Raw genomic sequence first — 3,586 nt, 5'->3', positions numbered from 1 at the left:
CCTTCCGCGACCTCGGGTTCGAGTCGCTCACCGCCGTCAACCTGCGCAACCAGCTGAGCGCGCGGACCGGGCTGAAGCTGCCCGTCACGCTGGTGTTCGACCACCCCACGCCGACCGCGCTGGCGGAGTTCCTGCGCGGCGAGATCGGCGGCGCGGTCCGCTCCCAGGAAGGCGCGGAGACCGCGGTGCTGTCGGAGCTGGACCGGCTGGAGGCCGGCCTGGCGGGCCTCGACGGCGACGAGGGCGCCCGGCAGCGGATCACCTCCCGGCTGCGGGCCCTGGTGACCCGGCTCGACGGCGGGCCCGCGCCCGCCGACGCGACGGCCGACGTCGCCGACCGGCTGGACGCCGCGAGCGCCGAAGAAGTACTGGCCTTCATCGACAACGAGTTCGGAGAGGCCTGAGCAAGCGTGATTGCCGAACGTACGGAATTCCTGGAGAGGCTGGCGGGGCATGGCGGATGACAAGAGGGTCCTCGAATACCTGAAGCGGATGACCGCGGACCTCCACCAGACCCGGCAGCGGCTGCGCGAACTGGAGGCGGGGGAGCACGAGCCGATCGCCATCGTCTCCATGGCCTGCCGCTTCCCCGGCGGCGTCCGGTCGCCGGAGGACCTGTGGCAGCTGGTCGACGAGGGCCGGGACGCGATCTCCGGGTTCCCCGAGGACCGCGGCTGGGACCTCGAGGGGCTCTACGACGCCGACCCCGACAAGCGCGGATCGTCGTACGCGGCCTCGGGCGGATTCCTCGACGCGGCCGGCGACTTCGACCCGGCGCTGTTCGACATCAGCCCCCGCGAGGCGCTCGCCATGGACCCGCAGCAGCGGCTGCTGCTGGAGAGCACCTGGGAGCTGTTCGAGCGGGCCGGCATGGCCCCGTCCTCGCTGCGCGGCCGTCCGGTCGGCGTGTTCGCGGGCGCGGCCGGCGAGGACTACTCGTCGCTGCTCGGCCACACCGAGGGCGTCGAGGGCTACTACCTCACCGGCACCTCCGGCAGCATCGTCTCGGGCCGCATCAGCTACACCTTCGGCCTGGAGGGCCCGGCGGTCTCCGTCGACACCGCCTGCTCCTCGGCCCTGGTCTCCATCCACCTGGCCGCGCAGGCGCTGCGTCAGCGCGAGTGCACCCTCGCCGTCGCCGGCGGTGTGACGGTGATGTCCGCGCCGGGCATGTTCATCGAGTTCAGCCGCCAGCGGGGCCTGGCGTCCGACGGCCGCTGCAAGGCGTTCGCCGACTCCGCCGACGGCACCGGCTGGGCGGAGGGCGTCGGCCTGGTGCTGCTGGAGCGGCTGTCGGACGCGCGCCGCAACGGCCACGAGGTCCTCGCGGTCATCCGCGGCTCGGCCGTCAACCAGGACGGCGCCTCCAACGGCCTCACCGCCCCCAACGGGCCGTCCCAGCAGCGCGTCATCCGCCAGGCCCTGGCGAACGCGGGACTGTCCGCCGCGCAGATCGACGCCGTGGAGGCCCACGGCACGGGCACCCGGCTGGGCGACCCGATCGAGGCCCAGGCCCTGCTGGCCACCTACGGCCAGGACCGGCCCGAGGGCCGCCCGCTGTGGCTGGGCTCCCTGAAGTCGAACCTCGGCCACACCCAGGCCGCCGCCGGCGTCGCCGGCATCATCAAGATGGTCATGGCGATGCGCCACGGCGTGCTGCCCAGGACCCTGCACGTGGACGAGCCGACCTCGCACGTCGACTGGTCCGCGGGCGACGTGGAACTGCTCACCGAGGCGCGTGCCTGGCCGGAGACCGGCGAGCCGCGCCGCTTCGCGATCTCCTCGTTCGGCATCAGCGGCACCAACGCGCACACCATCCTCGAGCAGGCCCCGGCCGACGACGCGGACGCCCAGGCCGACGCCGACGCCACCGACGACGGCCCCGCCCGCCCGGTACGGACCCCGGCCGGCACCCCCTGGCTGCTGTCCGGCCACACGGAGCAGGCCGTCGCCGAGCAGGCCGCCCGCCTCCTCGCCCGACTGGAGTCCGAGCCGGCCGACGTCCTGGACGTCGCCTGGTCCACCGCCGTCACCCGTTCCGCCCTCGACCTGCGGGTCGCCCTCCTCGGCACCGGCCGCGACGAACTCCTCGACGCGCTGCGGGCCGTCGCGGACGGCGCCCCCGCCCCGGCCGTGCTCCGCGGCAACGCCCTGGAACACGGCGGGCTGGCCTTCCTGTTCCCGGGCCAGGGCTCGCAGCGCCCCGGCATGGGACGTGAACTGTACGAGGCCCACCCGGTGTTCGCGGAGGCCTTCGACGCGGTCTGCGCGGAGCTGGACAAGCACCTGGACCGGCCGGTCAAGGAGCTGGTCTTCGACCCGGAGTCGGACCTCCTCGACCGCACCGTCTACACCCAGGCGGGCCTCTTCGCCGTCGAGGTGGCCCTGTTCCGGCTGCTGGAGCACTGGGGCGTCACCCCCGACTACCTCATCGGCCACTCCATCGGCGAACTCGCCGCCGCGCACGTCGCCGGGGTGTGGTCGCTGGAGGACGCGGCCAGGATCGTCGCCGCCCGCGGCCGGCTGATGCAGGCCCTGCCGGAGGGCGGCGCCATGGTCGCCGTGCAGGCGACCGAGGACGAGATCCTGCCCCTGCTCACCGACAACGTGTCCATCGCCGCCCTCAACGGACCGACCTCCGTCGTCATCTCCGGCGACGAGGACGAGGTCACCGCGATCGCCGCCCGGTTCGCGAAGACGAAGCGGCTGCGCGTCAGCCACGCCTTCCACTCCCCGCACATGGACGCCATGCTGGACGACTTCGCCGAGGTCGCCGCCACCCTCACCTACCACGAGCCGGCACTGCCGATCGTCTCCAACCTCACCGGCGACGTCCTGCCCGCCGACGAACTGCGCAGCCCCGGCCACTGGGTGCGGCACGTGCGCGAGGCCGTCCGGTTCGCCGACGGACTGCGCACCCTCGACGGCCTCGGGATCACCGCCTACCTCGAGGTCGGCCCCGGCGGCGCGCTCTCCGCGGTGGGCGGCGACAGCGTCCGCGCGGACGCCGCGTTCGTGCCCGTCCTGCGCAAGGACCGCCCCGAGAACCGGTCGGTCACCGCGGCGCTCGCCGAACTCCACGTCCGCGGCGTCCAGGCCGACTGGCAGGCCTTCTACGAAGGGTCCGGCGCCCGTGCCGTCACCCTGCCCACCTACGCCTTCCAGCACCGGCGCTACTGGCCCGAACTGCCCACCGGCTGGACCGGGGACGTCACCGCCATCGGCCAGAGCGCCGCCGCACACCCCCTGCTCGGCGCCGCGGTCAGCCTGGCCGAGGGCGACGGCATGCTGTTCACCGGCTTCCTGTCCGTGCAGACCCACCCCTGGCTCGCCGACCACGTCGTCCTGGGCACCACCCTGCTGCCCGGCACCGCCTTCGTCGAGCTCGCCGGCGCCGCCGGCCACGAGCTGGGCTGCGACGAGGTCCGCGAACTCACCCTGCACAACCCCCTGATCCTGCCCGAGCGGGGCGGCGTCGCCGTCCAGGTGTCCGTGGGCCCCGCCGACGCGGAGGGCCTGCGCTCCGTCAGCGTGCACTCCCGGCCCTCCGGCGACACCGACGAGCCCTGGACCCGCCACGCCGACG

The 3,586-nt window shown here is 74.2% G+C and carries 2 protein-coding genes; both read left to right on the top strand.

What is annotated here, in order from left to right; translation table 11 throughout:
* On the top strand, positions 1 to 404 hold a 404-nt coding region (locus HW445_RS22525), incomplete at its 5' end, for an acyl carrier protein (protein ID WP_180222788.1).
* Positions 405 to 453: 49 nt separating this feature from the next.
* The coding region (locus tag HW445_RS22520; RefSeq protein ID WP_180222787.1) for a type I polyketide synthase at positions 454 to 3,586 on the top strand (3,133 nt) is incomplete at its 3' end.

It is taken from the genome of Streptomyces sp. UH6 (assembly GCF_013421635.1).
Classification (GTDB): domain Bacteria; phylum Actinomycetota; class Actinomycetes; order Streptomycetales; family Streptomycetaceae; genus Streptomyces; species Streptomyces abyssomicinicus.
The sequence above is the reverse complement of the archived record's forward strand: the minus strand, read 5'-3'. Positions and strand labels throughout refer to the sequence as shown.